Annotated in this window: 27 protein-coding genes and 2 pseudogenes; 18 read left to right on the top strand and 11 right to left on the bottom strand. The window is 68.1% G+C overall.

The features are described 5' to 3' along the window. The first annotated feature begins 47 nt into the window (after nt 1–47). Together ACIGKL_RS17195 and ACIGKL_RS17190 are read left to right on the top strand one after the other, a co-directional pair. Nucleotides 48–782: a DUF599 domain-containing protein gene (locus tag ACIGKL_RS17195; RefSeq protein ID WP_397487689.1), complete on the top strand. Its 735-nt coding sequence runs from the start codon at nt 48–50 to the stop codon at nt 780–782. Beyond that, nucleotides 779–1,171, top strand: coding sequence for an MAPEG family protein (locus ACIGKL_RS17190; protein ID WP_397487688.1), 393 nt, complete (start codon nt 779–781; stop codon nt 1,169–1,171). Before ACIGKL_RS17195 ends, ACIGKL_RS17190 begins: the two co-directional genes overlap by 4 nt. 43 nt (nt 1,172–1,214) lie before the next feature. Here ACIGKL_RS17190 and ACIGKL_RS17185 read toward each other — a convergent pair whose 3' ends face one another. Beyond that, nucleotides 1,215–1,505 carry a hypothetical protein gene (locus ACIGKL_RS17185; protein WP_397487687.1) on the bottom strand — a complete coding sequence of 97 codons (291 nt, stop codon included), beginning with the start codon at nt 1,503–1,505 and terminating at the stop codon, nt 1,215–1,217. A gap of 172 nt (nt 1,506–1,677) precedes the next feature. Here ACIGKL_RS17185 and ACIGKL_RS17180 point away from each other — a divergent pair, with 172 nt between their 5' ends. The 5 genes from ACIGKL_RS17180 (at nt 1,678) to ACIGKL_RS17160 (ending at nt 6,938) form a co-directional block, all read left to right on the top strand. Next, on the top strand, nt 1,678–2,157 hold the full coding sequence (locus tag ACIGKL_RS17180) for a PaaI family thioesterase (protein WP_397487686.1): 480 nt from the start codon (nt 1,678–1,680) through the stop codon (nt 2,155–2,157). Next, complete coding sequence (locus ACIGKL_RS17175) at nt 2,154–2,600, top strand: PaaI family thioesterase (protein WP_397487685.1); 447 nt, start codon at nt 2,154–2,156, stop codon at nt 2,598–2,600. The genes ACIGKL_RS17180 and ACIGKL_RS17175 overlap by 4 nt, the downstream gene beginning before the upstream one ends. A 51-nt stretch (nt 2,601–2,651) precedes the next feature. Beyond that, nucleotides 2,652–3,899, top strand: coding sequence for an MFS transporter (locus ACIGKL_RS17170; RefSeq protein ID WP_397487684.1), 1,248 nt, complete (start codon nt 2,652–2,654; stop codon nt 3,897–3,899). 84 nt (nt 3,900–3,983) lie between these two features. After that, complete coding sequence (htpG, locus tag ACIGKL_RS17165) at nt 3,984–5,882, top strand: molecular chaperone HtpG (RefSeq protein ID WP_397487683.1); 1,899 nt, start codon at nt 3,984–3,986, stop codon at nt 5,880–5,882. Between the two features lie 267 nt (nt 5,883–6,149). After that, nucleotides 6,150–6,938: a dienelactone hydrolase family protein gene (locus tag ACIGKL_RS17160; RefSeq protein WP_397487682.1), complete on the top strand. Its 789-nt coding sequence runs from the start codon at nt 6,150–6,152 to the stop codon at nt 6,936–6,938. A 61-nt stretch (nt 6,939–6,999) separates the two neighbouring features. On the opposite strand, the gene ACIGKL_RS17155 is transcribed toward ACIGKL_RS17160, so the two are convergent. The 7 genes and pseudogenes from ACIGKL_RS17155 to ACIGKL_RS17125 all read right to left on the bottom strand — a co-directional run. After that, nucleotides 7,000–7,779, bottom strand: coding sequence for a DUF4394 domain-containing protein (locus ACIGKL_RS17155; protein WP_397487681.1), 780 nt, complete (start codon nt 7,777–7,779; stop codon nt 7,000–7,002). 165 nt (nt 7,780–7,944) lie between these two features. Then, the gene (locus ACIGKL_RS17150; RefSeq protein WP_397487680.1) at nt 7,945–8,658 is read right to left on the bottom strand and encodes an anti-sigma factor domain-containing protein; all 714 of its coding nucleotides are present in this window, start codon (nt 8,656–8,658) and stop codon (nt 7,945–7,947) included. Then, a complete protein-coding gene (locus ACIGKL_RS17145) occupies nt 8,655–9,203 on the bottom strand; it encodes a sigma-70 family RNA polymerase sigma factor (protein ID WP_397487679.1) in 549 nt (182 codons plus the stop codon). Before ACIGKL_RS17145 ends, ACIGKL_RS17150 begins: the two co-directional genes overlap by 4 nt. Before the next feature lie 87 nt (nt 9,204–9,290). Next, complete coding sequence (locus tag ACIGKL_RS17140) at nt 9,291–10,151, bottom strand: pirin family protein (protein WP_397487678.1); 861 nt, start codon at nt 10,149–10,151, stop codon at nt 9,291–9,293. Next, the gene (locus tag ACIGKL_RS17135; RefSeq protein ID WP_397487677.1) at nt 10,148–10,549 is read right to left on the bottom strand and encodes an OsmC family protein; all 402 of its coding nucleotides are present in this window, start codon (nt 10,547–10,549) and stop codon (nt 10,148–10,150) included. Before ACIGKL_RS17135 ends, ACIGKL_RS17140 begins: the two co-directional genes overlap by 4 nt. 54 nt (nt 10,550–10,603) lie before the next feature. Then, nucleotides 10,604–10,822 carry a PDC sensor domain-containing protein gene (locus ACIGKL_RS17130; protein ID WP_397487880.1) on the bottom strand — a complete coding sequence of 73 codons (219 nt, stop codon included), beginning with the start codon at nt 10,820–10,822 and terminating at the stop codon, nt 10,604–10,606. 345 nt (nt 10,823–11,167) lie between these two features. Beyond that, a pseudogene (locus tag ACIGKL_RS17125) lies at nt 11,168–11,887 on the bottom strand (methyl-accepting chemotaxis protein); the annotation flags it as partial. Nucleotides 11,888–12,179: 292 nt separating this feature from the next. Here ACIGKL_RS17125 and ACIGKL_RS17120 point away from each other — a divergent pair. The 8 genes and pseudogenes from ACIGKL_RS17120 to ACIGKL_RS17085 all read left to right on the top strand — a co-directional run bounded on the left by ACIGKL_RS17120 (nt 12,180) and on the right by ACIGKL_RS17085 (nt 20,355). Then, nucleotides 12,180–13,220, top strand: a complete 1,041-nt coding sequence (locus tag ACIGKL_RS17120) for an amidohydrolase family protein (protein ID WP_397487879.1) — start codon at nt 12,180–12,182, stop codon at nt 13,218–13,220. A gap of 66 nt (nt 13,221–13,286) precedes the next feature. Further along, nucleotides 13,287–13,751 (top strand): DUF3859 domain-containing protein, encoded by a 465-nt coding sequence (locus ACIGKL_RS17115; RefSeq protein WP_397487676.1) that lies wholly within the window; start codon nt 13,287–13,289, stop codon nt 13,749–13,751. A gap of 48 nt (nt 13,752–13,799) precedes the next feature. Next, entirely contained in the window at nt 13,800–14,504 is a 705-nt protein-coding gene (locus ACIGKL_RS17110; RefSeq protein ID WP_397487675.1) for a response regulator, read from the top strand. Nucleotides 14,505–14,640: 136 nt separating this feature from the next. Then, nucleotides 14,641–17,439 (top strand): PAS domain S-box protein, encoded by a 2,799-nt coding sequence (locus tag ACIGKL_RS17105; RefSeq protein WP_397487674.1) that lies wholly within the window; start codon nt 14,641–14,643, stop codon nt 17,437–17,439. Between the two features lie 117 nt (nt 17,440–17,556). Continuing rightward, entirely contained in the window at nt 17,557–17,736 is a 180-nt protein-coding gene (locus ACIGKL_RS17100) for a hypothetical protein (protein WP_397487673.1), read from the top strand. Nucleotides 17,737–17,783: 47 nt separating this feature from the next. Next, the gene (mddA, locus tag ACIGKL_RS17095) at nt 17,784–18,545 is read left to right on the top strand and encodes a methanethiol S-methyltransferase (protein WP_397487672.1); all 762 of its coding nucleotides are present in this window, start codon (nt 17,784–17,786) and stop codon (nt 18,543–18,545) included. A 184-nt stretch (nt 18,546–18,729) separates the two neighbouring features. Beyond that, a pseudogene (locus ACIGKL_RS17090) lies at nt 18,730–19,209 on the top strand (MCP four helix bundle domain-containing protein); the annotation flags it as partial. Between the two features lie 102 nt (nt 19,210–19,311). After that, entirely contained in the window at nt 19,312–20,355 is a 1,044-nt protein-coding gene (locus tag ACIGKL_RS17085) for a methyl-accepting chemotaxis protein (protein WP_397487878.1), read from the top strand. 80 nt (nt 20,356–20,435) lie between these two features. Here the strand turns inward: ACIGKL_RS17085 and fabB are convergent, their stop codons facing one another. The 3 genes from fabB to ACIGKL_RS17070 all read right to left on the bottom strand — a co-directional run bounded on the left by fabB (nt 20,436) and on the right by ACIGKL_RS17070 (nt 24,295). Next, on the bottom strand, nt 20,436–21,656 hold the full coding sequence (gene fabB / locus ACIGKL_RS17080; RefSeq protein WP_397487671.1) for a beta-ketoacyl-ACP synthase I: 1,221 nt from the start codon (nt 21,654–21,656) through the stop codon (nt 20,436–20,438). A gap of 11 nt (nt 21,657–21,667) precedes the next feature. Continuing rightward, complete coding sequence (gene fabA / locus ACIGKL_RS17075; protein ID WP_021443686.1) at nt 21,668–22,183, bottom strand: 3-hydroxyacyl-[acyl-carrier-protein] dehydratase FabA; 516 nt, start codon at nt 22,181–22,183, stop codon at nt 21,668–21,670. A gap of 213 nt (nt 22,184–22,396) precedes the next feature. Next, a complete protein-coding gene (locus ACIGKL_RS17070; RefSeq protein WP_397487670.1) occupies nt 22,397–24,295 on the bottom strand; it encodes a response regulator in 1,899 nt (632 codons plus the stop codon). Between the two features lie 284 nt (nt 24,296–24,579). On the opposite strand from ACIGKL_RS17070, the gene ACIGKL_RS17065 reads away from it, so the two are divergent. The 3 genes from ACIGKL_RS17065 to sixA are packed head-to-tail and all read left to right on the top strand — an operon-like array spanning nt 24,580 to nt 26,415. Continuing rightward, a complete protein-coding gene (locus tag ACIGKL_RS17065; protein ID WP_397487669.1) occupies nt 24,580–25,602 on the top strand; it encodes an NAD(P)H-dependent glycerol-3-phosphate dehydrogenase in 1,023 nt (340 codons plus the stop codon). 10 nt (nt 25,603–25,612) lie between these two features. Next, nucleotides 25,613–25,960: a DUF4389 domain-containing protein gene (locus ACIGKL_RS17060; protein WP_397487668.1), complete on the top strand. Its 348-nt coding sequence runs from the start codon at nt 25,613–25,615 to the stop codon at nt 25,958–25,960. Continuing rightward, nucleotides 25,957–26,415 (top strand): phosphohistidine phosphatase SixA, encoded by a 459-nt coding sequence (sixA, locus tag ACIGKL_RS17055; RefSeq protein ID WP_397487667.1) that lies wholly within the window; start codon nt 25,957–25,959, stop codon nt 26,413–26,415. Before ACIGKL_RS17060 ends, sixA begins: the two co-directional genes overlap by 4 nt. The last annotated feature ends 29 nt before the right edge of the window (nt 26,416–26,444 follow it).

The following is a 26,444-nucleotide window of genomic DNA, read 5'->3' as shown; positions in this document are numbered from 1 at the left end:
CAGGGGCGCCCTGGCTATAATCGCCGCCAGTCCTACAAGGAGTTGGCATGCCCATCAGCGATCATTACTTGCCCCATCTACTGGCTGCGCTCTGGTTCGTCGTCTGCTGGGCCGGCTACACCCGCTATGCGCTGTGGAAGGGCCGCGCCACGCCCTGCCTGGCCAGCGTCCTGCACCTGTACCGGGAAGACTGGATGCGCCGCATGCTGCTGCGCGACAACCGCATCGCCGACGCCAACGTGATCGGCAACCTGGAGCGCAACGCCTCCTTCTTCGCCTCCAGCACCCTGATCATCCTCGCCGGTATCCTCACCGTGCTCGGCGCCTCCGACCGCGCGGTGTCGCTGCTGGCCGACCTGCCGTTCGTGCAACCGGCCAGCCGCGAGCTGTCGGAGGTCAAGCTGCTGGGCCTGGGGGTGGTGTTCGTCTACGCCTTCTTCACCTTCAGCTGGTGCATGCGCCAGTACAACTTCGCCGCGGTGCTGGTCGGTTCGGCGCCCATGGTCGGCGAGCGGCACGTCACCGAGCAGGAGCGCAAGGCCTTCGCCGAGCGCACCGCGCGGGTCATCTCGATGGCCGCCAACCAGTTCAACCAGGGCCTGCGCGCCTACTATTTCGGCATGGCGACCCTGGCCTGGTTCATCAATCCCTGGTTCTTTATGCTGGTCAGCGCCGGCGTGGTGCTGGTGCTGTATCGCCGCGAATTCCACTCGGATGTGCTGGAAGTGATGGTCTACACCCCAACGCCGGCCGCCGAAGTGGCCAAGGAGAAGAGCGAATGAGTCTGCCGTTCTGGTGCGTGTTCATCAGCGCCCTGCTGATCTTCATCGCCAAGGCCCCGGTGGCCAAGGCGATGGCCGAGGAGGGCGGCGGGCGCTACGACAACCGCCATCCGCGTGCCCAGCAAAACCGCCTGACGGGCTTCGGCGCCCGCGCCCTGGCCGCCCACCAGAACAGCTTCGAGGCCTTCCCGCTGTTCGCCGCCGGCGTGCTGATGGCCCACGTCACCCAGACCTACGGGGTGCTGGTGGATGTGCTGGCGGTGACCTTCGTGGTCAGTCGGGTGCTGTACCTGCTGTGCTACTGGTACGACCTGCACTGGCAGCGCAGTCTGGTCTGGGTGGTTGGCTTGCTGTGCAGTCTGTTGTTGATGCTCAGCCCGGCGCTGTAAACGAAAAAGGCCCGCGATTGCGGGCCTTCTCGTTGCTCGGGCCTTACTGGCCTTCGACGGCGTCCTTGGCTTCGTCGCCGGCCTCTTCGATGGCATCGGCGGCGTCTTCGGCGGCGTCCTCAATTTTTTCGCCGGTGGTCGGCTCGGTGCCCATCACTTCGTCGGCTTTCTGTTCGATGGCGTCACCGGTTTCCTTGGCGGCGTCGCCCAGGTTCTCCATGGCTTCGGAGACTGACTCCTTGGCCGACTCCATCTTGTCTTCCGGGGTCTTCTCGCAGGCGGCGAGACCCAGGGTAGCGGCAAGCAGCAGGGCATAAGTCAGAGGTTTGTTCACGGTCGGCACTCCATGTGTGGAAGTTATAGTCGGCTGGGGTGATCCCATGCGCACCCCGTTGGAGCGAGCGGATGCGCTTAAGTTCCCGGTACGTCTCGCCGGCCTTGGCCGGGCAGGGCCGCGAGGCGTTATCATGCGCGGCCTTTTCCCATGAAGCAGTAGGGTCGTAGTGATGAGCGAGCAGTCGATTCAGGCGCGGGCACAGCGGTTTCTCGCCGCCTTGCGTCATTGTCAGGTGCTGGGCATGTGCGTGGAGGCGGCCGATAGCCGGGGCCTGACCCTGCGTCTGCCGTACAGCGCGCATATAGTCGGCAACCCGGACAGCGGCGTGATTCACGGCGGCGCCATCACCACGCTGATGGACACCACCTGCGGCATCTCCACCGTCTGCGTGCTGCCGGAATTCGAGATCTGCCCGACCCTGGACCTGCGCATCGACTACATGCACCCGGCAGAGCCCGGCAAGGACGTGTTCGGTTTCGCCGAGTGCTACCGGGTCACCCCCAACGTCATCTTCACCCGCGGCTACGCCTACCAGGACGATCCCGAGCAGCCCATCGCCCATGTGGTCGGCGCCTTTATGCGTATGGGCAAGGCCGTGCAGGGCGGCGCTGAGCTGAAGCAGGGCATCGAACAGGGTGGCGCGGCATGAGCGAGCTGAACCTGGAGCAACTGGTGGCGCGCGCCCACCAGCAGAACGACTACGACCCGTTGATCAAGCTGATCCCCTACGCCAAGCTGCTCGGCATCGAATGCCTGCGCCTGGGCGACGATATGGTCTTTCGCCTGCCGGCCAACCGCGACTGCATCGGCAACCCGGTGCTGCCGGCGCTGCATGGCGGGGTGATCGCCGGCTTCATGGAACATGCCGCCATGCTCCATCTGCTGATGTTCATGGGCATTCCACATTTGCCGAAAATCATCGACTTCTCGATAGATTACCTGCGCGCCGGTCATTATCGTGACACCTACGCGCAGTGCCAGGTCTGGCGCCAGGGCCGGCGGGTCGCCAACGTGGCGATCAGCGCCTGGCAGACCACCCAGACCGAGCCGATCGCCACCGCCCGCGCCCATTTCAAGGTCGACGAGCCTTAACGTAGCGGGGCGGTTCGGCAGCGCGCCGCACTAACGACAAGGAAACTGTGGATGGATGCGTTGCTGATAATCGGTGGCCTGCTGTTGATGCTGGCCGGTCTGGTCTGGCTGGTGATGCGGGCGTTCGGCACCAGCCTGCTGTGGGGCTGGGGCAGCCTGATCCCGCCGTTGACCCTGATCTACCTGCTGCGCCACTGGTCGCGGGCGCGCAGCGCCGTGGCGCTGATCGGCCTGGGCGTGATTCCCCTGGTGGTCGGCCTGACCCTGCTGGCGGCCAAGGATGCCGAGCGCCTGGCGGCGATCATGCGCCTGGACTGGCTCAAGCCCGAGGTGCAGGCGCCGGCCGAGCTGGCCATCGAGCTCAGCGGCGAGCTCAACGGCCAGCCGTTCCGCCCGCAGCAGGGCGAGCTGATCGACGGCGTGCTGAGCCTGCGCGAGGGCCTGGATTTCTTCGCCCAGCGCGAGCTGAACATCCGCCTGCCCCAGCCGGTCAGCGGCGCGCTGCGCCTCGACGTGCTGCCGCAGGACGGCGGCAACCTGCCGGAGGTGGAACTGAGCTGGCTGCTGCCGGAGCAGGACCTGCCCGAGGCGCGGCGCCTGAGCCGCGGCTATACCCTGCACCTGGATCTGCAGCCGCAGGCGCCGAACCGTCTGGTCGGCGATTTCCACCTGGTGCTGCCGCCGCGTTTCAAGACCAGCCTGAGCGGCCGCGTGGAGCTGTACAGCGACCGCCTGCGTTATGAGGACGGCGAAGTCGACCGCCGTTTCGACTCGCGCGACACCATCGCCCATGTGCTGCACGACTACCTGCAGCGGCGCTTCGCCAGCCGCGACGTGCGCGAGCTGAAACTGCCGCCCTTTACCTTCGACGGCGACGAGCTGGAGTTGTCGGTCGAAGCCTTGATCGACGGGCGCGCCGAGCGCCTGCCGATCCGCCTGAGCAAGCGCGACCAGCAGGGTTGGGCGGTGCTCGGCGACCGCTTTCCGCCGTTGCCGACGCTGGCCGCGGCGCAGCCGGCCGCACAGCCCGAGGCGCAGCCTGTGGAGGAGCGCCTCAGCCGGCCGCTCGATCGCCGCCAGCGCTTCAGCCTAGCGCGCCTGCAGCGCAACCCCGAGCAGTACCGCAACCTCAGCATGCGCCTGAGCAAGGCCAGCGGCGGCACGGTGGAAGGGCGCTTCGTCGGCATCGATGCCGACGGCAGCATCCGCCTCAACCAGCAACTGGGTAGCGGCGCCGGCCAGGCCAGCTTCAGCTTCAAGCCGCAGGAGATCGGCCGCCTGCAGCTGCTCGAACCCTAAGCCCTTGAAATCCATCGAGCCGCCCCCATCTGCAGGACATCCGCCGCGCTAGCGGCTTAGTCCTGCATGTGGAGTTAGACGACCATGAGTGTGGAAACTCAAAAAGAAACCCTGGGCTTCCAGACCGAGGTGAAGCAGCTGCTGCACTTGATGATCCATTCCTTGTACTCGAACAAGGAAATCTTCCTGCGCGAGCTGATTTCCAACGCCTCCGACGCCGCCGACAAGCTGCGTTTCGAGGCGCTGGCCAAGCCCGAGCTGCTCGAAGGCGGCGATCCGCTGAAGATCCGCCTGTCGTTCGACAAGGATGCCAAGACCGTCACCCTCGAAGACAACGGCATCGGCATGAGCCGCGAGGACGTGATCGCGCACCTGGGCACCATCGCCAAGTCCGGCACTGCCGATTTCCTCAAGAACCTCTCCGGCGACCAGAAGAGGGACTCGCACCTGATCGGCCAGTTCGGCGTGGGCTTCTATTCGGCCTTTATCGTCGCCGACAAGGTGGACGTGTTCAGCCGCCGTGCAGGCAGCCCGGCTAGCGAGGGCGTGCACTGGTCGAGCAAGGGCGAGGGCGAGTTCGAGGTCGCCACGCTGGAGAAGGCCGAGCGCGGCACCCGCATCGTCCTGCACCTCAAAAGCGGCGAGGAAGAGTTCGCCGACGGCTGGCGCCTGCGCAATATCGTCAAGAAGTACTCCGACCATATCGCCCTGCCCATCGAGCTGCCGAAAGAACACCACGGCGAGGACCAGCCGGCCGAGGTCGAGTGGGAAACCGTCAACCGCGCCAGCGCGCTGTGGACCCGCCCGCGCAGCGAGGTCAAGGACGAGGAATACCAGGAGTTCTACAAGCACGTCGCCCACGACTTCGAGAACCCGCTCTCCTGGAGCCACAACAAGGTCGAGGGCAAGCTGGAATACAGCTCGCTGCTCTACGTGCCGGGCCGTGCGCCGTTCGACCTGTACCACCGCGAAGCGCCCAAGGGCCTCAAGCTCTACGTGCAGCGCGTGTTCATCATGGACCAGGCCGACGAGTTCCTGCCGCTGTACCTGCGCTTCATCAAGGGCGTGGTCGACTCCAACGACCTGTCGCTCAACGTCTCGCGCGAGATCCTGCAGAAGGATCCGGTGATCGACTCGATGAAGTCGGCGCTGACCAAGCGCGTGCTGGACATGCTGGAGAAGCTGGCCAAGGACAAGCCGGAGGACTACAAGACCTTCTGGAAGGCCTTCGGCCAGGTGCTCAAGGAAGGCCCGGCGGAAGACTTCGCCAACAAGGAGAAGATCGCCGGCCTGCTGCGTTTCGCCTCCACCGCAGGCGAGGGCGACGAGCAGTCGGTGTCCCTGGCCGACTACCTGGGCCGCGTCAAGGAAGGCCAGGACAAGCTCTACTACCTGACCGGCGAATCCTACGCGCAGATCAAGAACAGCCCGCACCTGGAGGTGTTCCGCAAGAAAGGCATCGAGGTGCTGCTGCTCACCGACCGCATCGACGAGTGGCTGATGAGCTACCTGACCGAGTTCGACGGCAAGCAGTTCGTCGACGTCGCCCGCGGCGATCTGGACCTGGGCAAGCTGGACTCGGAAGAGGACAAGCAGGCCCAGGAGGAGATCGCCAAGGCCAAGGAAGGGCTGATCGAGCGCCTGAAAGGCGCGCTGGGCGAGCAGGTCGCCGAGGTGCGCGTATCGCACCGCCTGACCGATTCGCCGGCGATCCTCGCCATCGGCGAGCAGGACCTGGGCCTGCAGATGCGCCAGATCCTCGAGGCCAGCGGGCAGAAGGTGCCGGAATCCAAGCCGATCTTCGAGTTCAACCCGAGCCATCCGCTGATCGAGCGCCTGGATGCCGAGGCCGACGAGGATCGCTTCGTCGACCTGTCGCACATCCTCTTCGACCAGGCCGCGCTGGCCGCCGGCGACAGCCTGAAGGACCCGGCCGCCTACGTGCAGCGCCTGAACAAGCTGCTGGTGGAGCTGTCCGCCTGACTGGCCAAGCAGTAGAAAAGCCCGCTTCGGCGGGCTTTTTTATGGTTCTGCGCATTTTTGCGCAAAGGGTAAGCGTGACAAACAAGCCAGTGCTGCAGCTTGCGCAAGCTCGCGCTCCGCTCCCGCAGGTCCTGCGGATCAAGGCACGCTAGACCGAGTTGCACGCGCTCTGACACGTCCTGTGTAAAACCCGTACGCCAGCGGCTTGGTCATCGCCGCTTGCAGGGCTATGTTTAGAGGCCAACCCTCGCGAAGGAAGGCCTCGCCATGCAGAAGAAGACACTGGTTCCCCTGTTGTGCGCCGCATTCGCCGGTCTTGCCGACGCGGCTGTCGTGACCAAGACGATTGCCTACGAGATCGAAGGTGAAGCCTTCGAAGGCGTGCTGGTATACGACGACTCGGTGACTACGCCGCGTCCGGGGCTGCTCGCCGTGCCCAACTGGATGGGAGTGAACGAGGACACCGTGGCCAAGGCCGCCCGTGCGGCGGGCGACAAGTACGTGGTATTTGTCGCCGACATGTACGGCAAATCGATTCGTCCGAGCAACGCCGAAGAAGCGGGGGCCGCGGCCACTGCCGTGCGTGCCGATCGCCCGCTGATGCGCAAGCGCGCCCAGGCGGCGGTCGAGGTGCTCAAGGCGCAGAGCGGCGGGGTGGCGCTGGATCTCGACAAGCTCGGCGCCATCGGCTTCTGCTTCGGTGGCGGCACGGTGCTGGAGCTCGCGCGTTCGGGCGCGCCGCTCAAGGGCTTCGTGTCCTTCCACGGCAACCTGGATACGCCCAACCCGAGTGATGCGAAGAACATCCAGGCGCCGGTGCTGGTGCTGCACGGCGCCGACGATCCGGCCGTGCCGCCGGCTCAGGTCGACGCCTTCATCGCCGAAATGAAGGCGGCCAAGACCGACTGGCAACTGGTCAGCTACGGGGGCGCGGTGCACTCGTTCACCAACCCCAAGGCCAACGTGCCGGGACGCAACGAATATCATCCGGTGGTGGCCGCGCGGGCCTTCAAGGCGATGAACGATCTGTTCGACGAGGTGTTCGCCGAGCAGTGACCGCGGGTTTACCACGCGTTGAACGAAAGGCTGCGCCCACTGGGCGCAGCCTTTTTTCATCTTACTTCGCGGGCAGTACGGCGATATCGATGATGCCGTCCGGCAGATCGGCCACCTCGCCCAGGGTGGTCGGCTTGCCGCTGGCCAGATCGAGCCGATGCAGGGTCTTGCCGGTCAGCACATAGGCGGTGTTGCCACCTTTGCCATCGCTGGCGATGTCCATGGCAGCCGCCTCGAGGCCATCGGCGACCTTGCCGACCACCTGCTGCACGCCGTCGTTCGGCGGGTTCTGCAGCATCAGGCCGGCGCTGGCCAGGTCGATGTTGTACAGCGCGGTGCTCTGCGTGCCGGCATAGGCGTTGGTGTAGGCGCCGGCGACCACCTTGGGCTGCTGGCCGGCGTAGGGGCCATCGGCGGCGTAGGCGAGCTTGCCGTCCACCGCCACTTCACCGGTGTCGACATTCACCCGCAGGCTGCTGCCGTCCGGGCCGAGCAGGCGCAGGCGGTCGGCCACCGGGTTGAAGTCGACCACCGCCTGGCCGCTGCCGGCCAGTGCGGTCTGCAGTTTCGCCGCGGCGCTGGCGACGCCGGTGGCGGCGTCCAGGGTGTAGAGCCGGTCGGCGCCGCTCAAGGCATAGAGCTGACCGCTGGCCGGACGCACATCCAGCCCGCGCAGGTCGCTGGCGCCGCTGACCGCCATGCTGCCGCTGACCTTGAGGCTGGCGACATCGACCTTGTACAGCGTGCCATCGGCGCTCAGCGCGAGCAGTTCGGTGGCGCTGGCGGCACTTGCGCCCAGGGTCAGCAGGCCGGCGGTGCAGAGGGTAGTGATGCGTTTCATGTGGGTTCCTCGTGAAGGTTTCAGCATCGAGACGAAAGCGGCTGGCCGGTTTCGCAGGTGCCTCGACGAAACACCTGTGAGCTATACCCGCGAGGAATGCAGCTGGATGTCGGCGGCGGAAATTTCTTTCAAGCGGCTTGCCGGCCGAGCGGCCGGCAAGTCCTATCAGTTGGCGCTGGCCAGCACGGCGCGGCCGATATAGAGCACCGGGCCACTGGGGCGGTCGTAGGGCGAGCCACCGGCCGGTTCCAGGGTCAGCTCGAACAGCTGGCCGGCCTGCACCGCGCCGATCTGTTCGGCTGGCAGGCGCAGCGGCTTGCCGGCTTCGACCAGGCCCAGCGAGCGCGGGCCTTCGGCCGGATCGAGCAGCGTCCAGAACTGCAGGGCGCGGCCTTCCGGCACCTGGTCGGCGACCAGCGGATCGAGCAGCAGCGTGCCATCGCTGCCGACCTGGATGACCCAGCCAGGCTTGGCCGCTTCGCCCGGTTGCTGCAGCACCACGGTGTAGCGTTCGCCTACGCTGTCCGGGCTGCGCAGGAGCGGCAGCAGCACGGCGAGCAGCAGCGCAACGGCCAGCGCAGCAGCGGTCAGGCGCCAGGCCAGCAGGCTATTCCACCAGTTGGCCAGCGCGCTCGGGTGCGCCTCGTCCTGCAGGCCCAGGCTGCGGCGGATACGCATCCAGAGTGCCGGGGAGGGGGCCTGTGCCGGCAACCGGTCGCTCAGTTCGAGAAAGTGGCGCTCCCACTCCAGGGCCATGCGCGCGGCGTCTTCGTCGCGCTCCAGCAGTTGGCGCACCTCGTCGGCCTCGGCGCCGTCGAGCAGGCCGAGCAGGTACTCGCCGATCAGGGCGCGACGTTCTTCGAGGTCATGCGGAATCATGCTTGCAGACACTCCTGCAGCGCGCGCAGGCCGGCGCGGATACGGCCCTTGATGGTGCCCAGCGGTTTGCTCAGGCGGCTGGCGATCTGCTCGTGGCTCAGGCCACGGTAGAAGGCCAGCAGAATCGGATGGCGGCGCGGCGGCTCGAGGCGCTGCAGGCAGCTGCGCAGCAGGCGGCGCTCGCCTTCATCCAGCGCCAGTTGCTCGGCCTGCGGGCGCTCGTCCAGTAGCGTTTCGATGAAACCGTCGTCCATCTCGACGAGGCGCTTGCCGCTGCGCAGCGCGTTGAGCACGCGGTAGCGCAGGATGCTGTGCACCCAGGCGCGGCCGCTGCCGAGGCGCCGCTGGAAGCGCCCGGCATTGCGCCAGATCAGCACGAAGGCATCGTGCAGGCAATCCTCGGCTATATCGCGGCGGCCCAGCATGCTGATGGCCAGGCCGAGCAGTTGCCCGGCCTCCTGTCGATAGAGCGTCTGGAAGGCGCGCTCGTCGCCGCGCGCGCAGGCTTCCAGGGTGCTGTCGTAGTCGAAGTCGCGATCCGCCATGGGTCATCCGTTGGCCTGGGTCAGTCCGCCCGCAGCTTATACCCGCCGGCGGCGTCCGCGGATCACGCGAGTGCAACAAAAAGCTGCTCAGCGCGGCAGTTCGATGCGTGTGGTCTCGCCGGTCACCTGCGGCCAGTCGCCCGCGGCCCAGCGCTGACGCGCCTGGTCGATCAGCTCCGGGGTGCTGGCGACGAAGTTCCAGTTCATTCGCCGCGGCCCCAGCGGTTCACCGCCGATCAGCGCCAGGTGGCATTCGCTGCAGGCGCTGAGGGTCGGGCTGGCGCCTTCCTCCAGCACGGCCAGGGCGTGAAGGGGCAGGGCCGTGCCGTCCAGGTCGGCTTCGCCGTCGATCAGGTACAGCGCCCGCTCGCGGTGCTCGGCCGTTAGCGCCAGGCTGGCGCCGGCGGCCAGCTTGAGCTCGGCGTAGAGGGTCGGCGAACGCACCGGCACCGGCGACTCGAGGCAGAAGCCGTTGCCGGCGATCAGGGTGATCTGCACGCCCAGGCTGTCGCTGCGCGGCAGCGTGCTGGCCGGGTGATGGCTGTAGGCCGGCTCGCCGTTCTCCTCGGCTGTCGGCAGCGCCAGCCACACCTGCAGGCCGTGCAGGCGCTTGGCCTGCCCGAGCAGCTGCGGCGGGGTGCGCTCGACGTGGGCGACGCCGCGCCCGGCGCTCATCCAACTGACGTCGCCGGGGCCGACCAGCTGATCCGAACCGAGGCTGTCCTTGTGCTGCAGCTGGCCCTCGAACAGGTAGGTGAGGGTGGACAGGCCGATATGCGGGTGCTGGGCGATGTCCATGCCGCTGCCGGCCGGGTAGGGCTGCGCCAGCATATGGTCGAAGAACACGAAGGGGCCGACGCTGCGGCACTGCGCCGAGGGCAGCGGGCGCAGGATCGGCTGGCCGGCGATATCCTCGGCGCGCGGGCGGATCAGCAGCAGGTCGCTCATGGCCGTGCTCCGCTCAGGCGGGTGTCGACCTGGATGTCGGCGCCGGTCATCAGCTTGTGCACCGGGCACTTGTCGGCGATGCGCAGCAGTTGCTGGCGTTGGCTGTCATCCAGCGCGCCGCGCAATTCCAGCTCCACCGCCAGGCGGTAACGCCCCTGGCGCTCCTCGCTGTCGTCGCGCTCCACCTTCACCTCCAGCCCCTCCAGCGGCAAGCCGCGCTGACGGGCGTAGAGCATCAGGGTCAGGGCCTTACAGGCGCCGAGGGCGGCGTCGAACAGGTCGTGCGGCTCCGGCCCGGCGCCGTCGCCGCCCAGCTCAGCCGGTACGTCGCTGTCGAGTCGATGCGGGCCGATGTCGATGTGATGCAACAGGCCTGTGGCGGTGCTTACGCGGATCATGGCGGGTGTCCCGGGCGAGTGATGGTGCTGCCAGCCTAGCCCAGGCCGAGCCGATCAGACCAGCGCCGACAGCCGCACGTCGGCGCCCAGCACGCGCAGCAGACGGCCCTGAGCGTCGAGGATGGGCACCGAGACGGTGAAGCAGAAGGCGTCGGTGGCCGAGGAGCGGTAGACCTGGGTGATATGGCTGCGCAGGCCGTCGGCGGCGGCGCGGAACCAGGGCCGCTGGCTCCAGTCGCGGCCGCGGCAGCTGGCGCTGTCGTGGTGCGGCACGTCGGCGGCGAAGACGTTCTCCGACAGCTGCACGCCGCGGCTGTCGACCAGATAGAACAGCTCGAAGCGGCTGTCGCGGGCCAGGGTTTCGCGCAGCAGGCGCTCGGCGGCGAGCGGCTCGCCAGCCAGCTCCGGTTCGCTGGCCAGGCGCTCGACGCTGGCGCGCACCGCGCTGTGGATCTCCAGGCGGAAATCGCCGAGCCCGGCCAGCAGGCGGTCGCCGTCCTCGCGCACCGCCTGGCTGTGATGCAGCACCTGGCCGGCCTTGCCGAGCAGCTCGCCGGCGACCTGGGCGATGGCCTGCACGTCGCCGTTGATCGAGCGCAGCGCCTGGCCGATCTGCTCGGTGCCGGCGGCGATCTGGCCGACCTGGGCGTCCAGGCGATCCATGGCCTGGCGCGTGCTGTCCAGCCCGTTGCCGACTTCGCGCATGCCGTCGCGGCCGTCGGCCACCGCCTGGTGCATATGGCCGCCGGCGTCGCCGAGCTGGCGCATGCCGTCGCGAAAGCGCTCGATGATGCTGCTGACCTGGTCGGTGGCCGCGGTGGTATGCCCGGCCAGACGCCGCACCTCTTCGGCCACCACGGCGAAGCCGCGGCCGTGCTCGCCGGCGCGGGCGGCCTCGATGGCGGCGTTGAGCGCCAGCAGATTGGTCTGCTGGGAGATGCTGGCGATCACCCCGATGACCTTGCTCACCTCGTCCAACTGGCCGGCCAGTTGCTCGATCACCTGGCCCAGCTGCGCCTCGCTGGCGCCGATCGCCTCGACCTGGCGCAGCACTGTCTGACCGCTCTGCTGGCACTGGCGCAGGGTCGCCGAGACCTCGGCCGACAGCCGCGCCACCTCGCCGGCGCCCGGCACCAGTTCGGCGTCGAGGGTGGTGGTGACCTGTTCGCTGGCGCTGGCGATCAGCTCCGAGGACTGCGCCAGGGCCTGGCCGCTCTGCTCGTTGGCGGCGGCGATGCGCGCCAACTGCGGGGCATGGGCGGCGATGCCGACGGCGGCGCCGAGGCTGGCGCGGATGCGCTGCTGCAGGCCGGCGCTGAAGCCGTTGAGGCGCGCCATCCACTGCCGATGCTCGGGCAGGCGGGTGGTCAGGTCGTGGTGCTGGAACAGGGCGTCGAGGGCGGCTTCGTCCTGAGCCTGGCGGTTCGGTTTGCGCAGCAACTGCAGCATGGTCAGTCCCCTTGATGGTCTGCAGAAGGCGTTGCAAGCCAAGTGCCAGCATCGGCGCGGCACCGCGCCCTGGCGGCGCGCGCCAGGCGCCCGGGGCGAGACTGGCGCGCTGCCGGGCGCTGCTGCACCAGCGCGGTGCGGCGAACTCGCGGGGCCGGCCTGGGGTCTATGCTGCTCGAACCTGTCAGGAGGACGCGTCTTGCCCATTTTCCGTGTTATCGCGCTGGCGCTCGCCGGCCTGCTCGCCTGCAATGCCCAGGCGCGCGACTACCGCTACAGCGACGCCCATCTGCACTACGTGGATTTCTTCCAGGAAAGCGCCGGGATGGACGAGCTGCTGGAACAGATGGCCGCCAACGGCATCGACCACGTGATGCTGTCCGGCATCCCGGTGGCGAAGAAATGGGACGAGGACGAGCCCAAGCGGCCGCGCTACTACGCCGGCGACGATGCCAATGCCTACTGGTACAGCGCCACCGACGTGTTCGTCGCCGCCGCCTACAAGCGCCTGCCGGCCGAGCAGCGCCAGCGCTTCCATCCCTTCCTGTCCGGCTTCAACCCCAACGACAAGAACGCCGACGCCCATATCCGCCGCATGCTCGAGCTGGACCCCGGGCTGTGGCAGGGCATCGGCGAGATCTTCACCCGCCACGACGACCTCACCGCGCTGATCCACGGCAGCGCCCCGCGGGCCAACAACGAGGCGCTGACGCGGGTCTTCCACCTGGCCGCCGAATATGACCTGCCGGTGATGCTGCACTCCAACATCACCTCCAAGCGCGAGCGCAACCCGCTCTACCTGCAGGAGATCGAAGACCCGCTGCGCAACCACCCGCACGTGCGCTTTATCTGGGCGCATGCCGGCACCAGCATGGAAATTCACCGGCATCAGGACAAGCTGGATTTCCTCCTGCCGACCCTCGAGCGCATGCTCGGCGAGTACCCCAATCTGTATATCGACCTGTCCTGGACCATGCTGCGCCCCTACTTGCTGGACGAGAACGGCAAGGCGGATGTGGACTGGGTGCACCTGGTCAGCAGCTATCCGCAGCGTTTCATGCTCGGCTCCGATGTGGTCGGCCGCTTCGCCAGCCTGGGCGAGTACATGAGGGGTTTCGATGCGTTCCTCGACGCCTTGCCGCCGGACGTGGCGCAGCAGGTGGCGCGCGACAACTTCCTCGCCGTGCTGCCGCGCAAGGTGCAGGCCGAGCTGAAGCGTTAGCGCGGCCGTCATCAGGCTGTCATCTGGGCGTCATAGGCTCGCGCCGATCTCAACAAGGAGCGCGACATGCACCCAATCCAAGTGGCCGCCGTGGCCGGTCTGTTCGCTTGCGCCGCCGCCGTTCAGGCCGAGGTGCGGGTGGAGGGGCCGGTGGAATACGGCATCTTCGCCAGCCAGTACCAGGACTTCGAGGCCGGCGAGCGGGTGCTGACCCGCAGCAACCAGGACATCCAGCGCACCGAGCAGGTGCCCGCCAAGCTCGGCACCAAGTTCGGCCTGCGCTACCGCCTGGTCGGCAAGCGCGAGGGCGACGAGCCGCTGACCTTGCTGTACTTCACCCCCGGCGTGGTCACCCCGGACGGCCAGCGCCACGACAAGTTCGAGGTACGCCAGCAACTGGTGGCCGGCGCGCCGCAGGACGTGATGGCCTTCGAGTTCAGCGAGCATCACGAAGTGGTGCCCGGCGAATGGCACTTCATGGTGTTCCAGGGCGACCGCAAGCTGGCCGAACAGCGCTTTCAGGTACGTTGATCCGCCGTCCCGGCCTATGCTGTGAAAGGAGCGGCGCAGGGCAGGGCGATGGCGGACGGGCAGCGGGTACTGGTGGTGGACGACGACGGCGAGGTGCGGCAGCTGCTGCAGGACTACCTCGGCGGTCACGGCTATGCGGTGCACGGCTGCGCCGACAGCGCGGCGCTGCGCCAGGCGCTGCAGGACGGCCTGCCGGACCTGGTCCTGCTCGACGTCGGCCTGCCCGGCGAGGACGGCCTGAGCCTGGCGCGCTTTCTGCGCGAGCGCCACGACCTGCCGGTGATCATGATTTCCGGCGCCGGCAGCCCGGTCGACCGCATCATCGGCCTGGAAGTGGGCGCCGACGACTACCTGGCCAAGCCCTTCGACCCGCGCGAGCTGCTGGCGCGGGTCAAGAGCGTGCTGCGCCGCTACCGGCATGCCGGCGAGGAGGCGCAAACCCCGGCCGACGGCCTGTGCCTCGGCCGTTTCCGCCTCGACCTGCAGCGCCGCCAGCTGCTCGACGAGCAGGGCGGCGAGATCGAGCTGACCGCCATGGAGTTCGACCTGCTGCAGGCTTTCGCCCAGCGCCCCAACCGGCCGCTGTCGCGCGACCAGCTGCTCAACCTGACGCAGAACCGCGACTGGAACCCCTTCGACCGCTCCATCGACATCCGCATCGCCCGCCTGCGGCGCAAGCTCGAGGACGACCCGGAGAAGCCGCAGATCATCCGCACCCTGCGCGGCGTCGGCTATATGCTGGTGACCCGCTGAACCGACGCAGCGCTAGCGGCTGCTCGCGGCCAAAGCCGCTGCGCAATGTTTCAATTGTTTCACTGCGCTTGCCGACGGCCAGTGGCGCCGCGCGCCTTCCTATACTGGCGCCATAGCCCCTGTGCGGAGGTTTGCCATGCACCCGCTCCCGGCCCTGGTGACCAGCGACCTCGACCACCCGCTGCGGCAGATCGTCGACAACAGCAGCGCGGTCATCTACATCAAGGACCTCGACGGCCGCTACCGCCTGGTCAATCCGGCCTTCGAACGCTTCTTCCAGCTCAGCGCCGCGCAGGTGCTCGGGCGCAACGACCACGAGCTGTTCCCCGTGCAGGTGGCCGACGCCCTGCGCAGCAACGACCTCAGCGTGGCCAGCCTCGGCCATTCGATCGAGTTCGAGGAGCAACTGGTGCTGCGCGAGCGCAGCTGGATCTACCTGTCGAGCAAGTTCCCGCTGTTCGACGAGGGCCACCGGGTCATCGCGGTGTGCGGCATCTCCACCGACATCAGCGAGCGCAAGCGGGTCGAGGAGGCCCTGCGCCACGTCGCCCTCGGCGTCTCGGCGGCCACCGGCGAGGCGGTGTTCGAGGCCATCGCCCGCTACCTGGCGCGCTCGCTGCAGGCCGATTTCGCCTTCGTCAGCCGCGTCTGCGATCCCGATGCCCGGCGCCTGAGCACCCTGGCGCTGTACTTCGACGGCCAACTGCTGCCCAACCTGACCTACAGCATCGCCGGCACGCCCTGCGAGGAGGTCTTTGGCCAGGCCTTCCACCTGGTCGAGTGCAACCTGGCGCACTGCTACCCGGGCGACGACAGCCTAAGCCACCTGGGCCTCGACAGCTACGCCGGCTACCCGCTGTTCGCCAGCGACGGCCGGCCGCTGGGGCTGATCGCCGTCGGCCATCGCCACGCGCTGCCCGAGCGCAGCCGGGTCGAGTCGGTGCTGCGAATCTTCTCGGTACGCGCCGCCGCCGAGCTGCAGCGGCTGGACGCCGAGGCCAGCTACCGGGCGATCTTCGAGGCCTCGGAAGACGCCATCTTCGTCCACCAACTGGACAGCGGCGCGTTGCTCGACATCAACCCGCGCGCCTGCGCCATGTATGGCTACAGCCACGCGCAGATGCTCAGCCTGCCGCTCGACGCCTTCTGCGCCGGCTATCCGCCCTACACCGGGGTCGAGGCCCTGGGCTGGCTGGCGCGGGCCCGCGATGAGGGCCCGCAGCGCTTCGAGTGGCACCGGCGCAACCGCGACGGCAGCCTGCACTGGGACGAGGTGTGCCTGAAACGGGCCAATATTGGCGGCGTCGAGCGCATCCTCGCCTTCACCCGCGAGATCAGCCAGCGCAAGGAGGCCGAGAGCGCGCTGCGCGCCAGCGAGCAGCAGTACCGCACCATAGTCGCCAGCGCCCTGGACTGCATCATCGGCATGGACGCCGAGGGCCGCGTGACCACCTTCAACCCGGCCGCCGAGCAGTGTTTCGGCTATCGCCGCGAGCAGGCGCTGGGCCGCGAGCTGGCCGAGCTGATCATCCCGCCGCCGCATCGCGCCGCCCATAACCAGGGCTTCCGCCGCTATCTGGCGACCGGTGAGGGCGCCTTCCTCGGGCGCCGGGTCGAGGTCCAGGCGATGCGCGCCGACGGCCAGGAATTTCCCGCCGAACTGGCCATCTCGGTAGTACAGGGCGCCCAGGGCAGCCAGTTCATCGGCTTTCTGCGCGACATCACCGAGCGTCGCCAGGCCGAGCAGCAGCGCGCCGATCTGGAGCAGCAGCTGCGCCAGGCCCAGCGCATGGAGGCCATCGGCCACCTGACCGGCGGCATCGCCCACGACTTCAACAACCTGCTGACCAGCATGCTCGGCTACACGGTGATGGCCGAGGAGCTGGCCGAGCGCCAGGGCGACGAACGCCTGAGCCACTACCTGACGCGGGTGCAGCACTCGGCGGAGAAGGCCCGCGACCTGATCCAGCAGATGCTCACCTTCAGCCGTGGCGGGCGCGGCCAGGCGCAGGCGGTGGCGCTCGACCAGTTGATCGGCGAGTTCCGCCAGCTGTTGCAGTCGACCCTGCCGAGCAGCATCGAGATCGACCTGCAGCTGGCCCAGGCGCTGCCGCCGGCGCGGGTCGACCCGCTGCAGTTGGAGCAGGTGCTGATGAATCTGTGCATCAATGCCCGCGACGCCATGGCCGGCAGCGGCCGCCTGCGCATCGAACTGCAGCGTGGCCTGCAGCCGCACGGTATCTGCGCCTCCTGCCAGCAGGCGTTTGCCGGCGACTACCTGGTGCTGCGGGTCAGCGACTCCGGGCCGGGCATCGCCGAGGCGGTGCAGCTGCACATGTTCGAGCCGTTCTTCAGCACCAAGGCGCCGGGGCAGGGCAGCGGCATGGGCCTGTCGATGGCCCACGGCATCGTCCACGAGTACGGCGGGCATATCCGCGTGCACAGCCGCCCGGGCCAGGGCAGCAGCTTCGAGATCTGCCTGCCGCCGCAGGGCGAGGCCGGCGCGCCGGCGGGCGAGGTGGCGGCGCCGCTGGCCGCCGCGCATGCCTGGCCGGCGCTGCGCGGGCGGGTGGCGGTGATCGACGACGAGCGCCTGGTCGGCGAGTTCGTCTGCGAACGGCTGGCCGGCTGGGGGCTGCACACGCGCCTGTGGTGCGATGCCGAGCAGGCCAGCGCGGAGCTGCTGGCCGATCCCTACGCCTGGGACCTGGCGATCATCGACCAGTGCATGCCGCGCCTGACCGGCCTGCAGCTGGCGCGGCGCCTGCTGGCCGCCCGCGCCGATCTGCCGATCGCCCTCTACACCGGCTTCAGCGAGCGCCTCGAGGAGGCCGAGGTGCTGTCCCAGGGCGTGCGCGCGCTGCTGCACAAACCGCTGGATCAGGGCCGCCTGCACGCCTGGCTGAGCGCCCAGCTGGCGGCTGAAACCCGCTGATACCCAAAGCATACAAAGGCGCAGCACGGCGCCATCGTGGCGATACAGGCGCGCGGCAAGCTGGCCTCAGGGCTCGGCAACAGCCTGCAGCCCTCAACTACCACGAGGCAGCACCCCATGAAACTCCCATTCTTCACCCCCGGGCGCATGCGCCCGACCCCGATCTCCGGCGAGGCGGCGCCGCGCCGGGATGGCGACGCGCACCGGCGCAAGGCGTGCGCCGCCGGCGACCGCATGCTGTGCATCTACCTGGCGCAGAACCCCGGACTGACCCGCCGCTACATGGAACTGAACTGATTGCCCAGACGAACATCAGTTGCGCGCCCGCGCAGCGAGGACTCCTCATGAAACGCCTTGCCATCTTTATCTACGGCCTTGCCTGCTACGCCCTGTTCCTGGGCACCTTTCTCTACGCCATGGCCTTCGTCGGCAACCTGCCGGCGGCGCCGCGCACCATCGACGGCGCACCGCTGTTGCCCCTGGCCGACGCCCTGGCGATCGACCTGTTGCTGCTGACCCTGTTCGCCGTGCAGCACAGTGTGATGGCGCGCCCGGCCTTCAAGGCCCTGTGGACGCGAATCGTCCCGGTAGCAGCGGAGCGCAGCACCTACGTGCTGTTTTCCAGCCTGGCGCTGATCGCCCTGTTCTACTTCTGGCAGCCGCTGGGCGGGACGATCTGGGAGATCGACAACCGCAGTGGGCGCCTGCTGCTCAACGCCGGTTTCGGCTTCGGCTGGGCGCTGGTGCTGTACAGCACCTTTCTGATCAACCATTTCGACCTGTTCGGCCTGCGCCAGGTGTGGCTGCAGCTGCTCGGCCGGCCCTACACCGCGCTGCCGTTCCAGACCCCGGGGGCCTATAAGCTGGTGCGTCATCCGCTGTACCTGGGCTGGTTCTTCGCCTTCTGGTGCACGCCGCAGATGAGCGCCACCCACCTGCTGTTCGCCCTGGCCACCAGCGCCTACATCCTGCTGGCCATCGTCTTCGAGGAGCGCGACCTGCTGCGGGCGTATCCGCAGTACCGCAGCTATCGTCAACGGGTGCCGATGCTGCTGCCGCGCTTGCGCGGCAAGCGCAAGGTGGAGGAGCTGGAGGAAGCGGCCTGAAGCATCCGCTCGTCAGCCGAAGGCGCCCCGCGGGGCGCCTTTTGCATGTGGCGCAGAAATATTTGGCGCGTCCCATCAAGCGCCCAAGGCACAAGCCGATACAAGGGAAATTAAGTAGTTAGCTGAATATCTTCAGACCTGCAGTCAGGAATGGCGGCGGGTTGCCGACAACAGGAGCACCATCATGTCGCTGCGTAATCTTGCCATCGCCCCGCGGGCGGCCCTGGGTTTTGGACTGGTGGCACTGCTGGTGCTGCTGCTCGGCGCCTTCTCTCTGCTGCAGATGGCGGAGATGCGCAAGCAGTCCACCGAGGTCGACGAAAACTGGCTGCCCAGCGTGCTGGCGCTGGCCGAGGTGAGTCAGGACGTGCTGCGCCTGCGCGCCATCACCCTGCGCCTGATGCTCAACCGCGAACCCGAGCAGGTGCAGAGCAACCTGCGCCTGGCCGAGGAGCTGCGCGCCATGCTCGCCAAGGCGCAAACGGCCTACGAGCAGCGCATCACCACCAGCGAGGAACGGCGCCTCTACGACGACTTCAAGCGGGCCGAGACGGCCTACCTGCAGGAACAGGGGCGGATAGTCGAAGCGGTGCGCGCCGGCGATTTCGATGCTGCGGTCGCGGTCGCCGGCGGCGTGCTCAACCAGCACGCCGACGCCATGGCACGCGGCCTGCGCGAGCTGTCCGCGCTCAACCAGCAGGGCGCGTCGGCGGCGGCGCAGCGCGCCGGCGAGGTGTTCGAGTCGGCGCGCGCCTGGGTCGTCGGCATGCTGCTGCTGGCGGCCCTGGCCACCGTGGCGCTGGCGCTGCTGCTGACTCGCAGCATCGTCGCGCCGCTGGCCGAGGCGGTGCGGGTGGCCGAGGTGGTGGCCTCGGGCGACCTGACCCAGTCGATCCAGGTGCTCGGCAACGACGAGCCGGCGCGCCTGCTGGCGGCGCTGAAAAGCATGCAGCAGAGCCTGCGCAGCACCATCCAGAGCATCGCCGACTCCTCCAACCAGTTGGCCTCGGCGTCCGAGGAACTGCACGCGGTCACCGAGGATTCGAGCCGCGGCCTGCACCAGCAGAACACCGAGATCGAACAGGCGGCCACCGCGGTCAACCAGATGACCGCCGCGGTGGAAGAGGTGGCGCGCAACGCGGTGAGCACCTCGGAGGCCTCGCGCGAGTCCAACCAGACCGCCCAGCAGGGGCGTGAGCAAGTGCGTCAGACCGTCAGCTCGATCAGCCAGCTGGCCGATGACGTGAACAGCACCTCCGGGCAGGTCGAGCAGCTGGCCGAGCGGGTGCGCGAGATCAGCAAGGTGCTCGACGTGATCCGCTCCATCGCCGAGCAGACCAACCTGCTGGCGCTCAACGCCGCCATCGAGGCCGCGCGGGCCGGCGACGCCGGGCGCGGTTTCGCCGTGGTCGCCGACGAGGTGCGCGCGCTGGCCCATCGCACTCAGCAGTCGACCCAGGAAATCGAGCAGATGATCGGCGGCATCCAGAGCGGCACCGACCAGGCCGTGGGCGCCATGCACAGCAGCAACGGCCGCGCCCGCTCCACCCTGGAGGTGGCGCAGGCCGCCGGCACGGCGCTGGAACAGATCGCCCAGGCGATTGCCGCGATCAACGAGCGCAACCTGGTGATCGCCAGCGCCTCGGAAGAGCAGGCGCAGGTGGCGCGCGAGGTGGATCGCAACCTGGTCAATATCCGCGACCTGTCGCTGCAGAGCTCGGCCGGCGCCAACCAGACCAGCGCCGCCAGCCAGGAGCTGTCGCGCCTGGCGGTGGAGCTCAACAACCTGGTGGCGCGCTTCAGGGTCTGAGGTCGGCTCCTGCAGCAGCCCTGATGCAGCAAACGAAAACGGCACCCGCAGGCGCCGTTCTTGTCAGTGCGAAGCGACTGTCACTTGCCGGCCCAGCGCTTGAGCACCAGGGTGGCGTTGGTGCCGCCGAAGCCGAAGCTGTTGCTCATCACGGTGTCGAGCTTGGCGTTCTCCAGGGTCTTGAGCTGGATCGGCAGGTCGGCCAGTTCCGGGTCGACTTCTTCGATGTTGGCCGAAGCGGCGATGAAGTTGCCTTCCATCATCAGCATGCAGTAGATCGCTTCCTGCACGCCGGCGGCGCCCAGGCTGTGGCCGGACAGGCTCTTGGTCGAGCTGATGGCCGGCGCCTTGTCGCCGAACACTTCGCGCACCGCGCGGCTCTCGGCGACGTCGCCGACCGGGGTGGAGGTGCCGTGGGTGTTGAGGTAGTCGATCGGCGTGTCGACGGTGGCCAGGGCCTGCTGCATGCAGCGCACCGCGCCTTCGCCGCTCGGCGCGACCATGTCGTAGCCGTCGCTGGTGGCACCGTAGCCGACGATTTCGGCGTAGATCTTCGCGCCGCGGGCCAGGGCGTGCTCCAGTTCCTCGACCACCACCATGCCGCCGCCGCCGGCGATGACGAAGCCGTCACGCTTGGCGTCGTAGGCGCGCGAGGCCTTGTCCGGGGTTTCGTTGTACTGGGTGGAGAGGGCGCCCATGGCGTCGAACAGGAAGCTCTGGCTCCAGTGTTCTTCTTCGCCGCCGCCGGCGAAGACCACGTCCTGCTTGCCCATCTGGATCTGTTCCATGGCATGGCCGATGCAGTGAGCACTGGTGGCGCAGGCCGAGGAGATCGAGTAGTTCACGCCCTTGATCTTGAACGGCGTGGCCAGGCAGGCGGAGACGGTGCTGCCCATGGTGCGCGGCACGCGGTACGGGCCGACGCGCTTGACGCCTTTCTCGCGCAGGATGTCGAGGGCTTCCATCTGGTTGAAGGTGGAGGCGCCGCCGGAACCGGCGATCAGGCCGGTGCGCGGGTTGGAGACCTGTTCCTCGCTGAGGCCGGCGTCCTTGATCGCCTGCTCCATGGACAGGTAGGCGAAGGCGGCGGCGTCGCCCATGAAACGGTAGACCTTGCGGTCGATCAGCTCTTCCAGGTTCAGGTCGACCGAACCGGAGACCTGGCTGCGCAGGCCCATCTCGGCGTAGGACGGGTTGAAACGGATGCCCGACTTGCCGGCACGCAGGCTGGCGGCTACGGCTTCTTTGTCAGTGCCCAGGCAGGAAACGATGCCCAGACCGGTGATCACTACACGACGCATGTGCAAGTCCTTCAGAAACTGTCGGTGGAGGTGAACAGGCCGACGCGCAGGCCTTCGGCGCTGTAGATCTCGCGTCCGTCGACGCTGACGCTACCGTCGGCGATGCCGAGGATCAGCGAGCGGCTGATGGTGCGCTTGATATGGATGTTGTAGGTGACCTTCTTCGCCGTCGGCAGCACCTGGCCGAAGAACTTCACTTCGCCCGAACCCAGGGCGCGGCCGCGGCCGGGATTGCCCTGCCAGCCAAGGTAGAAGCCGACCAACTGCCACATGGCGTCGAGACCGAGGCAGCCGGGCATTACCGGGTCGCCCTCGAAGTGGCAGCCGAAGAACCACAGGTCCGGATTGATGTCGAGCTCAGCGACGATTTCGCCCTTGCCGTGCTTGCCGCCGGTTTCGCTGATGTGAACGATGCGATCGATCATCAGCATGTTCGGGGCGGGCAGTTGCGCGTTCCCCGGGCCGAACAGTTCGCCGCGGCTGCAGGCGAGCAGGTCTTCCCGGGTGTAGGCGTTTTGTCTTGTCATGCGAGCTCCTCAATTGTCCCCACGCTTCTAAGGCTGGGCGAATCGTCCTGGCCGGCCACGCCTGGTGGGCGTCTGCCGGCAGCCTAGTCATAGACTGTTGCGTTGTGGTGAAAGTCACAGCGCGGTGAGTACAGTTGTACTCCGCTACCGCGGCCTTGTCACAGCCGCCGGCGTTTCTCCTTGTAACCCCGCCATCGCGCCGCTGCCACTCGCCTATGGTCGGGGTGGCAGCCAGCGCTGCAGGATGTGCTGCAAATCCGCGCGTTTGAAGGGCTTGGCCAGGTAGTCGTTCATCCCCGCGGCCAGGCAGGCCTCGCGGTCGCCCTGCAGGGCGTTGGCGGTCAGGGCGATGATCGGTATCTGCCGGCCTCTGGCCTGCTGGCGGATCTGCCGGGTGGCTTCGTAGCCGTCCATCAGCGGCAGCCGGCAATCCATCAGGATCGCCGCGTAATCGTGCTGGGCGAAGCTGTGCAGCGCCTGCTGGCCGTCGCCGACCAGGCTGACCCGGTAACCCAGGCTGCGCAGCATGGCTTCGATCACCGTCTGGTTGACCGGGTTGTCCTCCACCAGCAGCACCGACTGGCCGTCGCCGCCGCCCGGCTTGAGGCTCTCGCTGGCCTGTTCCTGTTCGCTGCGCTGGCGGAACGGCAGGGGAATCTCCAGGGTGAACACCGAGCCGGCGCCGACCTCGCTCTCGGCGCGCAGGGTGCCGCCCATGCGCTCGGCCAGGGTGCGCGCGATGGGCAGGCCGAGGCCGGTGCCGCCGTAGCGGCGGGAGATCGAGGTGTCGGCCTGCTGGAAGGCGTCGAACATGTGCTCCAGGCGCTCGGCGTCGATGCCGATGCCGCTGTCGTGCACCGCGCAGGTGAACCACAACACCTGCTCGTCCAGCGGTTGCCAGCGGGTTTCCACGCGGATGCCGCCATCTTCGGTGAACTTCAGCGCATTGCCGATCAGGTTGACCAGAATCTGCCGGATGCGCGTGGGGTCGCCGCGCATCTCCAGCTGCTCCAGCCCCGGCTGGCTGTCCAGTTGCAGCTGCAGGCCGCGCTGCTGGGCGCTGTGCTGGAACACCTGGATCGAGCCCTGCAGCAGCTCCGGCAGGTTGAAGGGGATTGCCTCCAGCTCCAGCGCGCCGCGTTCGATGCGGGAGAAGTCGAGGATGTCGTTGATCACCTTGAGCAGGTGCTCGGTGGATTCGGTGGCCAGCGCCGCGTACTCGGCCTGCTCATCGTTGAGGATGGTGGTCTCCAGTAGCTGCAGCATGCCCAGTACGCCGTTCATCGGCGTGCGCAGCTCGTGGCTCATCATCGCCAGGAAGTCGGACTTGGCGCGGTTGGCCTGCTCGGATTCCTCGCGCGCCTGGATCAGTTCGGCGATCGCCTGCTGCTGCTCGCGGCCGCTGCGATCCAGGGCGCTGGCGAGGTCGTTGATGTGCCGCGCCAGGTCGGTCAGCTCGTCGTTGCCGCGCTCGGCCAGCGCCGGGCGGTAGTCGCCGGCCTGGATGCGCTCCAGGGCCTGGCCCATGGCGCTCAGCGGCTGCGCCAGGCGGCGGGCCAGGCGGCGGGCGAGGAGGAAGGTCAGCAGCAGGGCCAGCAGCGACAGCACCCCGGCCTTGAACAGGATTTCCTGCTGGCGGGCGTTGAAGGTGTCGTTGGACATGCCCACCACCACCCGTCCCAGGTAGCCGTCGGCGAGCGCCTTGCCGCGCTGCACCGCACTGTGCGCGCCGGCTGGCGGGCGCTGCAGGCGGATCGGCGCCTGGAACACTTCCACCTGTGGCGTGCTGTGGCCCTGCTCCTTGGGTCGCTCGACGTAGACCAGGATGTTGTCGTCGCGGTCGCGCACCTCGGCGAAACGCACGTCCGGCGTGCTCAGGGTGGCGCGCAGCAGGTTTTCCAGGGTGCCCAGGTTGTCGTTGAGCACGCCGTACTCGCTGGCCGGCGCCAGCTGGTTGGCGATCAGCTGGCCGGTGTGGCCCTGCTCCTGGCGCAGGTCCTGCAGGCGGGTAAAGGTGAGAAAGCCGGTCAGCAGCAGGGTCAGCAGCAGGGCCGGGCCGACGCTGATCAGCTGGGTGCGCGTGTGGATGTTCCAGCCGCGGCGCTGGCTCATGGTCGTACTGTCCCTGTCGGAGTGCGGCGCTGCCGGCGGCTGTAGCGGGCAGGGCGGGGCAAGGGGCTGCCTGTGGGCACGGGTCGTCCTTGGCAAATTACGTCGAGCCGGCATGTTAACCGACCCGGCGCGCTTTGCCAGCGCCAGGCGCGCGCACTCTGCGCCATTTCGCGTTTGCCCGCCGGGGCCGATGCGGCGCGGCGAACTTTTGCCCTGGCCGGTCACTCGCGGCTCCGTATAATGCCTGCAGACCGCCATCGCGCATGGCCCCATTCGGAAGTGTTATGACAGAGCTTCAACCCATTGCCGTACTCGGCGGCGGCAGCTTCGGCACCGCCCTGGCCAATCTGCTGGCGGAGAACGGCCAGCGCGTCCTACAGTGGATGCGCGACCCCGAGCAGGCCGAGCAGATGCGCCGCAGCGGCGAGAATCCGCGCTACCTCAAGGGCGTCAAGCTGCACCCGGGCATCGAACCGACCAGCGACTTGAGCGGCGCCCTGCAGCAGGCCGAGCTGGTGCTGGTCGCGCTGCCTTCCAGCGCCCTGCGCGAAGCGCTGCAACCGGTGGCCGGATTGCTCGCCGGCAAGCTGCTGATCAGCACCACCAAGGGCATCGAGGCCAGGACCTTCAAGCTGATGAGCCAGATTCTCGAGGAAATCGCCCCCGACGCGCGCATCGGCGTGCTGTCCGGGCCGAACCTGGCCAAGGAAGTCGCCGAACACGCGCTGACCGCCACGGTGATCGCCAGCGAGGACGAAGCACTCTGTCTGCGCGTGCAGCAGGCCCTGCACGGTCGCACCTTCCGCGTCTACGCCAGCGCCGACCGCTTCGGCGTCGAGCTGGGCGGCGCGCTGAAGAACGTCTACGCCATCATGTCTGGCATGGCCGCGGCCCTCGGCATGGGCGAGAACACCAAGAGCATGCTGATCACCCGCGCCCTGGCCGAGATGACCCGCTTCGCCGTCAAGCTGGGCGCCAACCCCATGACCTTCCTCGGCCTGGCCGGGGTGGGCGACCTGATCGTCACCTGTTCGTCACCGAAAAGCCGCAACTATCAGGTCGGTTTCGCCCTCGGCGAAGGCCTCAGCCTGGAGGCGGCGGTGCAGCGCCTGGGCGAAGTCGCCGAAGGGGTCAATACTCTCAAGGTGCTCAAGGCGCGCGCCGAGGAGCTGGAGGTGTACATGCCGCTGGTCGCCGGGCTGCACGCCATCCTGTTCGAGGGGCGCACGCTGGCGCAGGTGATCGAGTTGCTGATGCGCGGCGAACCCAAGACCGACGTCGATTTCATTCCCACCGCGGGTTTCTGAGGAGCAAGTGATGAACGATGAAAAGCAGGAGCTGGAACGCGAGTCGATCCTGTTGCGCATTCTGTGGATGGTGATCTTCGTCATCGTCTGGCAACTGGCCGAGCTGCTGCTCGGCGCCGTGGTGCTGCTGCAGCTCGGCTACCGCCTGTTCTACGGTGCGCCCAACGCCAGCCTGCTGGGTTTCGGCGACAGCCTCAGCCAGTACCTGATGCAGATCGGCCGCTTCGGCACCTTCAACAGCGACGAGAAGCCCTGGCCGTTCGCCGACTGGCCGACCCCGCGCGCGGCGCAAGGCGAGGCCGCCCATAGCATCCCGCCGGCGCCGCACCCGGTGCGCGACGAGGAGCCCAAGCTGTGAGGCTGTGGCTGCTGCGTCACGGCCAGGCCGAGCCGCAGGCCGCCAGCGATGCCGCGCGCGAGCTGACCGCCCAGGGCCGCAAGGAGGTGCTGCAGGCCGCCGCGCAACTGGCCGGGCGGCCGCTCACGGCGATTCTCGCCAGCCCCTACGTGCGCGCCCAGCAGACCGCCGAACTGGTACGCGGCGCGCTGGGCTTCGCCGGCGCGGTGGGCACCGTGCCCTGGCTGACCCCGGACAGCGACCCGCGCGAGGTGCTCAAGTACCTCGACGAGCGCGAGGGCGCGGAAATGCTGCTGGTCAGCCACCAGCCGCTGATCGGCGCCCTCGGCGGCCTGCTGGTGCATGGCAACCGCCAGGAACCGCTGCCGATGCGCACCACCAGCCTGGCCGAGCTCGACGGCGATCTGCCGGCGGCCGGTCTGATGGAGCTGCTGGCGCTGATCCATCCGCATTGAGGGCTGCACCGACTCTCGTAGCCCGGATG

It is taken from the genome of Pseudomonas sp. NPDC077186, assembly GCF_044543505.1.
In the GTDB taxonomy this organism is placed as follows: domain Bacteria; phylum Pseudomonadota; class Gammaproteobacteria; order Pseudomonadales; family Pseudomonadaceae; genus Aquipseudomonas.
This window is presented reverse-complemented; position numbering and strand designations above follow the sequence as displayed.

What these genes read in the sequence shown, in the direction of transcription:
- ACIGKL_RS17110 (WP_397487675.1), top strand. Translation starts at nt 13,800, where the DNA reads ATGGCGGACGGGCAGCGGGTACTGGTGGTGGACGACGACGGCGAGGTG.
- ACIGKL_RS17100 (WP_397487673.1), top strand. Translation starts at nt 17,557, where the DNA reads ATGAAACTCCCATTCTTCACCCCCGGGCGCATGCGCCCGACCCCGATC.
- ACIGKL_RS17085 (WP_397487878.1), top strand. Translation starts at nt 19,312, where the DNA reads ATGCTGCTGCTGGCGGCCCTGGCCACCGTGGCGCTGGCGCTGCTGCTG.
- ACIGKL_RS17155 (WP_397487681.1), bottom strand. Translation starts at nt 7,779, where the DNA reads ATGAAACGCATCACTACCCTCTGCACCGCCGGCCTGCTGACCCTGGGC.
- mddA (WP_397487672.1), top strand. Translation starts at nt 17,784, where the DNA reads ATGAAACGCCTTGCCATCTTTATCTACGGCCTTGCCTGCTACGCCCTG.
- htpG (WP_397487683.1), top strand. Translation starts at nt 3,984, where the DNA reads ATGAGTGTGGAAACTCAAAAAGAAACCCTGGGCTTCCAGACCGAGGTG.
- ACIGKL_RS17070 (WP_397487670.1), bottom strand. Translation starts at nt 24,295, where the DNA reads ATGAGCCAGCGCCGCGGCTGGAACATCCACACGCGCACCCAGCTGATC.
- ACIGKL_RS17145 (WP_397487679.1), bottom strand. Translation starts at nt 9,203, where the DNA reads ATGGCGGATCGCGACTTCGACTACGACAGCACCCTGGAAGCCTGCGCG.
- ACIGKL_RS17190 (WP_397487688.1), top strand. Translation starts at nt 779, where the DNA reads ATGAGTCTGCCGTTCTGGTGCGTGTTCATCAGCGCCCTGCTGATCTTC.
- ACIGKL_RS17170 (WP_397487684.1), top strand. Translation starts at nt 2,652, where the DNA reads ATGGATGCGTTGCTGATAATCGGTGGCCTGCTGTTGATGCTGGCCGGT.
- ACIGKL_RS17065 (WP_397487669.1), top strand. Translation starts at nt 24,580, where the DNA reads ATGACAGAGCTTCAACCCATTGCCGTACTCGGCGGCGGCAGCTTCGGC.
- ACIGKL_RS17195 (WP_397487689.1), top strand. Translation starts at nt 48, where the DNA reads ATGCCCATCAGCGATCATTACTTGCCCCATCTACTGGCTGCGCTCTGG.
- ACIGKL_RS17135 (WP_397487677.1), bottom strand. Translation starts at nt 10,549, where the DNA reads ATGATCCGCGTAAGCACCGCCACAGGCCTGTTGCATCACATCGACATC.
- ACIGKL_RS17150 (WP_397487680.1), bottom strand. Translation starts at nt 8,658, where the DNA reads ATGATTCCGCATGACCTCGAAGAACGTCGCGCCCTGATCGGCGAGTAC.
- ACIGKL_RS17140 (WP_397487678.1), bottom strand. Translation starts at nt 10,151, where the DNA reads ATGAGCGACCTGCTGCTGATCCGCCCGCGCGCCGAGGATATCGCCGGC.
- ACIGKL_RS17115 (WP_397487676.1), top strand. Translation starts at nt 13,287, where the DNA reads ATGCACCCAATCCAAGTGGCCGCCGTGGCCGGTCTGTTCGCTTGCGCC.
- ACIGKL_RS17060 (WP_397487668.1), top strand. Translation starts at nt 25,613, where the DNA reads ATGAACGATGAAAAGCAGGAGCTGGAACGCGAGTCGATCCTGTTGCGC.
- fabA (WP_021443686.1), bottom strand. Translation starts at nt 22,183, where the DNA reads ATGACAAGACAAAACGCCTACACCCGGGAAGACCTGCTCGCCTGCAGC.
- fabB (WP_397487671.1), bottom strand. Translation starts at nt 21,656, where the DNA reads ATGCGTCGTGTAGTGATCACCGGTCTGGGCATCGTTTCCTGCCTGGGC.
- ACIGKL_RS17160 (WP_397487682.1), top strand. Translation starts at nt 6,150, where the DNA reads ATGCAGAAGAAGACACTGGTTCCCCTGTTGTGCGCCGCATTCGCCGGT.
- ACIGKL_RS17105 (WP_397487674.1), top strand. Translation starts at nt 14,641, where the DNA reads ATGCACCCGCTCCCGGCCCTGGTGACCAGCGACCTCGACCACCCGCTG.
- ACIGKL_RS17180 (WP_397487686.1), top strand. Translation starts at nt 1,678, where the DNA reads ATGAGCGAGCAGTCGATTCAGGCGCGGGCACAGCGGTTTCTCGCCGCC.
- ACIGKL_RS17175 (WP_397487685.1), top strand. Translation starts at nt 2,154, where the DNA reads ATGAGCGAGCTGAACCTGGAGCAACTGGTGGCGCGCGCCCACCAGCAG.